The 4,878-nt window shown below is 66.2% G+C and carries 6 protein-coding genes; 3 read left to right on the top strand and 3 right to left on the bottom strand.

Going from position 1 to position 4,878, the window contains the following annotated elements:
• Nucleotides 1–32: 32 nt before the first annotated feature.
• Nucleotides 33–629, bottom strand: a complete 597-nt coding sequence (locus tag PHQ87_RS10175) for a peroxidase-related enzyme (protein ID WP_300233562.1) — start codon at nt 627–629, stop codon at nt 33–35.
• Nucleotides 630–725: 96 nt separating this feature from the next.
• Here PHQ87_RS10175 and PHQ87_RS10170 point away from each other — a divergent pair, with 96 nt between their 5' ends.
• Complete coding sequence (locus tag PHQ87_RS10170; protein WP_300233561.1) at nt 726–1,703, top strand: Bug family tripartite tricarboxylate transporter substrate binding protein; 978 nt, start codon at nt 726–728, stop codon at nt 1,701–1,703.
• Between the two features lie 86 nt (nt 1,704–1,789).
• Here the strand turns inward: PHQ87_RS10170 and PHQ87_RS10165 are convergent, their stop codons facing one another.
• Complete coding sequence (locus tag PHQ87_RS10165; RefSeq protein ID WP_300233560.1) at nt 1,790–2,350, bottom strand: LuxR C-terminal-related transcriptional regulator; 561 nt, start codon at nt 2,348–2,350, stop codon at nt 1,790–1,792.
• 93 nt (nt 2,351–2,443) lie between these two features.
• Between PHQ87_RS10165 and PHQ87_RS10160 the strand changes: the two genes are divergently transcribed.
• Together PHQ87_RS10160 and PHQ87_RS10155 are read left to right on the top strand one after the other, a co-directional pair.
• A complete protein-coding gene (locus PHQ87_RS10160) occupies nt 2,444–3,145 on the top strand; it encodes a CoA transferase subunit A (RefSeq protein ID WP_300233559.1) in 702 nt (233 codons plus the stop codon).
• A gap of 18 nt (nt 3,146–3,163) precedes the next feature.
• Nucleotides 3,164–3,799, top strand: coding sequence for a 3-oxoacid CoA-transferase subunit B (locus PHQ87_RS10155; RefSeq protein WP_300233558.1), 636 nt, complete (start codon nt 3,164–3,166; stop codon nt 3,797–3,799).
• A 65-nt stretch (nt 3,800–3,864) separates the two neighbouring features.
• Here PHQ87_RS10155 and PHQ87_RS10150 read toward each other — a convergent pair whose 3' ends face one another.
• Nucleotides 3,865–4,701, bottom strand: coding sequence for a class III extradiol ring-cleavage dioxygenase (locus tag PHQ87_RS10150; RefSeq protein WP_300233557.1), 837 nt, complete (start codon nt 4,699–4,701; stop codon nt 3,865–3,867).
• Between the last annotated feature and the right edge of the window lie 177 nt (nt 4,702–4,878).

Genomic DNA, 4,878 nt, shown 5'->3' with positions numbered 1-4,878 from the left:
GACCCGCGCAGCGGCGGAGCGTGGGGGCCACATTACTTTGATTTGGGCACGCGCCCCATCAGGTAGAACTCCGGATTGGGCACCATGCCGCTGAAGCTGGCCATGCGGTTGGACAGGCCGAAGAAGGCGGTGATGGCCGCGATGTCCCAGGCGTCCTCGTCGCTGAAGCCGTGGGCGTGCAGGGCCTCGAAGTCCGCGTCCGCGATTTCGTCCGAGCGCTGGCACACCTTCATGGCGAATTCCAGCATGGCACGCTGGCGCGGCGTGATGTCTGCCTTGCGCCAGTTGACAGCCACCTGATCGGCCAGCAAGGGCTGCTTTTCGTAGATGCGCAGGATCGCCCCATGCGCCACCACGCAGTACAGACAGTGGTTGGCGGCGCTGGTCGCGGTGACGATCATCTCGCGCTCGCCTTTGCTCAGGCCGGATTCCCGGCCGGTGGACTCCGGCACCATGAGCGCATCGTGGTAGGCGAAAAAGGCACGCCACTCGGCCGGCCGGCGGGCGAAGGCCAGAAACACGTTGGGCACGAAGCCGGCCTTTTCCTGGACTTCCAGGATCCTGGTGCGGATGTCCTCGGGCAGGGTGTTCAACTCGGGCAGAGGGTAGCGGTCGTTGGCTGTGCGCATCGTTGTCTCCAAAAATGTCGGAAGGGAACGTCTCACAGCTTATCCTCTCAGGTTGAGCCAGCCATTTTTTCCTCTTCCACTACAGGAGTTCGTTCGATGAATGCACGTCGCAATTTCATGGCGCAGGCCATCCGGTATGCGGCCGCCGCCAGCCTGGGCTGTGCCCTGACCGTGGGCCACGCGCAAAGCCCGACCAAGGTGCTGGTGGGCTTCCCGCCGGGCGGCGGCACCGATGCCATCGCCCGCATCATTGCCGAGCAGTTGCAGGTGGAACTGGGTTCGTCGGTGGTGGTGGACAACAAGCCGGGCGCGGGCGGTCAACTGGCTGCCCAGGCACTCAAGGCCGCCGCCCCCGACGGCCGCACGCTGTTCCTGAGCCATGACCACAGCGTGTCCATCCTGCCGCTGACCATGAAGAACCCGGGCTTCGACCCGGCCAAGGACTTCGCACCGGTGGCCGGCTTTGCCACCTTTGTCAATGCGGTGGCTCTCTCGGGCGGCACGCCGGCGCGCGACTTCAAGGCCTGGATCGATAGCGTGAAGGCGGCCGGCGGCAAGGCCACCATGGGCATCCCGGCACCCGCGTCCACACCGCAGTTCGCGGTGCAGGTGATTGGCAAGCAGTACGGGCTTGACCTCGTGGCCGCACCCTACCGGGGCAGCGCGCCCATGATGGCCGACATGCTGGGCAACACCATCCCGGCCGGCGTGGGCTCGGTGCCTGACTTCATCGAGAACCACAAGGCCGGCAAGCTGCGCGTGGCGGCCGTCATGGGCACCCAGCGCCAGGCGGCACTACCCGAAGTGCCCACCTTCACCGAACTGGGGCTCAAGGGTTTCGAAGAGGTACCGTACTACGGTCTGTTCGCACCCGCCGGCACCCCCAAGGCCGAGCTCGACAAGCTGGCCGCCGCGGTGCAGAAGGTGGTCGCGCAGCCCGATGTCAAGGAACGGCTGACCACCATGGGCCTGACCGTGGGCTTCATGAGTGGGGCAGAGCTGGGCCAGCGCGAAACGGCCTACCGCGAGGTCTGGGCAAAGATCATCAAGGACTCGGGTTACCAGCCCCAGTGAACCTGACCTTCACGCTGCGCTGCCGCGCGGGGCGCAGCCTCCCCCGGGGCTGATGGGGCGTGGGGCTGCCAGGCGCCGGCTCCCTGTCAGCCGCCGGCGATCAGCCGGTGCACCAGGTCCGGTGTGCTGTGCGCCTGGTATTTGCGCATCAGCCGCGCGCGGTAGATCTCCACGGTGCGGTGGCTGATGCCCAACTGGCGGCCGATCTGCTTGCTGGTCAGGCCGTCCATCAGGAAGGCCGCCACTTCGCGCTCGCGGCCGGTCAATCCGGCCTTGACGGCGCGGCGCGGGCTCAAGTCCTCGAAGCTCCAGATACCGGCCTCGTGCGGCGCCTCGGGGTGCAGCGCACGCCCGGTGACATGGCACCAGAAGGGTTCGCCCTTGCAGCGGCCGTCCACGCGCTTCATGACGCGGTCGTCGGCATAGGTGCCGTTGCGCCCGAGCGAGTGGGCGATGCGCGCCCCGGTGCGCTCGTACTCGCCCACGCTGGGGTAGAGGATCAGGAAGCTTTGGCCGACCAGCCGCTCCCGGCTGGCGCCGAAGATCTCGCACAGGGCCTGGTTGCAGTCCACAATGGTGCGCTGGCGCGACAGCGCCAGGCCCACCGGCGCCAGGTCGAAGGCCAGGCGGTAGTCGATGTCTTCCATCGGCGGTCTTAGGGTTGGGCTCTACGAAACACTACGTATGTGGGTACGTAGTATCGTTGCATCCGCATTGTTCAACCACTGGAGCGTAGCGACGTGAACAAGATTTATCCCAGCGCGGCCGATGCCCTCAAGGGTGTGGTGGCCGACGGTCAGCTCATTGCCGTGGGCGGCTTTGGCCTGTGCGGCATTCCCGAGGCACTGATCGACGCCCTGCGTGACAGTGGCGTGAAGAACCTGACGGTCATCTCCAACAACGCGGGTGTTGACGGCTTTGGCCTGGGCCGCTTGCTGGAGACGCGGCAGATCAAAAAGATGATCTCGTCCTACGTGGGCGAGAACAAGGAGTTCGAGCGTCAGTACCTGGCTGGCGAACTCGAGCTGGAGTTCACACCCCAGGGTACCTTGGCCGAAAAATTGCGTGCCGGCGGCGCCGGCATCCCGGCCTTTTTCACCAAGACCGGCGTGGGCACGCTGGTGGCCGAAGGCAAGGAACTGCGCGAGTTCGACGGCGAGACCTATGTGATGGAGCGCTCGCTGGTGCCCGAGGTGGCCTTGGTCAAGGCCGAAGTGGCCGACACATCGGGGAACCTGCGCTTCAACCTGACGGCGCGCAACTTCAACCCGGCCGCAGCCACCGCCGGCAAGATCTGCATCGTGGAAGTCGAGCGCATCGTGGAGGTGGGCGAGATCGCTCCCGATGACGTGCACCTGCCCGGCATCTACGTGCACCGCATCGTGCACAACCCGAATCCCGAGAAGCGCATCGAGAAGCGCACCACCCGCGAACGCACGTAAGCAAGCAAGGAGAGCAACATGCCCTGGACCCAAGACCAGATGGCCGCGCGCGCGGCGCAGGAACTCGAGGACGGCTTCTACGTGAACCTCGGCATCGGCATCCCCACGCTGGTGGCCAACCACACCGGTGACAAGGAGGTGTGGCTGCAGTCCGAGAACGGCATGCTGGGCATCGGGCCTTTTCCCTACGATGACGAGGTGGACCCGGACCTCATCAACGCTGGCAAGCAGACGGTGACCACGCTCAAGGGCTCGTCCATCTTCGGCTCCGACCAGTCCTTTGCCATGATCCGTGGCGGCAAGATCAACCTGTCCATCCTGGGGGCCATGCAGGTGACCGACAAGGGTGACTTGGCCAACTGGATGATCCCCGGCAAGATGGTCAAGGGCATGGGCGGCGCCATGGACCTGGTGGCGGGCGTCAAGCGCGTGATCGTGCTGATGGAGCACGTGGCGAAGAAAAAGGACGGCACCATCGACCTGAAGATCCTGCCCGAATGCACCCTGCCGCTGACCGGCAAGGGGGTGGTCGATCGCATCATCACCGATCTGGGCGTGATGGACGTGACGCCCGAGGGGCTGAAGCTGGTCGAGCTGGCCGACGGCGTGACGCGCGAGGAAATCCAGAGCAAGACCGGCGTGCCACTGATCTGAGCTGCATTTCCCGCCAGAGAGAAAGGCCGCCGTGCGGCCTTTTTTCATGTCGGGTAGGGCGTCGGTCAGCCGAAGCGGAAACCCGAGAGCACCGTCCGCATCACTTCCTCCGAGTACACCTTGCGGCCTTCGGCGTCGCTGCCGGCACCGGCGGCGACCATCAGGGGGATCAGGTGCTCCTCGCCCCCGTGCGGGTGGCAGTCGCGGGCGTATGGCGCCGCTGTCCAGTCCGTCAGCAGGGCCTCGCGCTGCGCGGGGGCGCTTTCGACGGCCTGCGTCAGCCACTCGTCGAACGCGGTGGACACCGGTGTGTAGCGCGGGTCGCCATAGCCGCGCATGTTGTGGAAGCTCATGCCACTGCCGACGATCAGCACACCCTCGTCGCGCAGCGGGGCCAGTGCGCGGCCGGCAGCGATGTGGGCAGCCGGGTCCATGTCGTGGCGCAACGAGAGCTGCACGACCGGGATGTCGGCCTTGGGGAACATCAGCTTCAGCGGAATGAACACGCCGTGGTCATAGCCCCGGGCCGGGTCGATGATCGCCGGCAGGCCATCGGCCCCGAGCAGTCCGGCCCCGCGCCGGGCGAGCGCCGGATCGCCGGGGGCAGGGTAGGTCAGCTCGTAGGTGTGTGCCGGGAAACCGCTGTAGTCGTAGATCAGCGATGGCCGCTCGTGGCCGGTGAGGGCGAAATCACGCTCCAGCCAGTGCCCGGACACCAGCAGGATGGCCCGCGGCGTGGCGGGCAGGGTACCGGCGATGCCCTTGAGGAACGCCGCCATCCTGTCCCAGGTGTCGGCGGGGTGCCAGTCCATGAAGAAGCACGGGCCGCCGCCGTGCGGCACAAACAATGCCGGCATCCGGCTGCCGGCCGGTGTGGCAGGGGGGAAGGTGTTCGTGTTCATGATCCCGAGTATGGACGCTCATGGGTGGACGGGACACGTGCAATGGGGCATGTCGGTCCTGACGGCCACCGGGCTGGTTGGCGTGCCCGGGTATCTGCTGCCGTTGCCGGTGCCCAATGGCCCAATTCGGTATCTGGAGCGGGCGATGGGAACATCACGCCGCACTCAACCCGTTGA

The organism is Hydrogenophaga sp. (assembly GCF_028698005.1).
Classification (GTDB): domain Bacteria; phylum Pseudomonadota; class Gammaproteobacteria; order Burkholderiales; family Burkholderiaceae_C; genus Hydrogenophaga.
Note: the sequence above shows the minus strand (reverse complement) of the source record. Positions and strands in the feature narration are given on the sequence as shown.

What these genes read in the sequence shown, in the direction of transcription:
- PHQ87_RS10165 (WP_300233560.1), bottom strand. Translation starts at nt 2,350, where the DNA reads ATGGAAGACATCGACTACCGCCTGGCCTTCGACCTGGCGCCGGTGGGC.
- PHQ87_RS10170 (WP_300233561.1), top strand. Translation starts at nt 726, where the DNA reads ATGAATGCACGTCGCAATTTCATGGCGCAGGCCATCCGGTATGCGGCC.
- PHQ87_RS10150 (WP_300233557.1), bottom strand. Translation starts at nt 4,701, where the DNA reads ATGAACACGAACACCTTCCCCCCTGCCACACCGGCCGGCAGCCGGATG.
- PHQ87_RS10155 (WP_300233558.1), top strand. Translation starts at nt 3,164, where the DNA reads ATGCCCTGGACCCAAGACCAGATGGCCGCGCGCGCGGCGCAGGAACTC.
- PHQ87_RS10175 (WP_300233562.1), bottom strand. Translation starts at nt 629, where the DNA reads ATGCGCACAGCCAACGACCGCTACCCTCTGCCCGAGTTGAACACCCTG.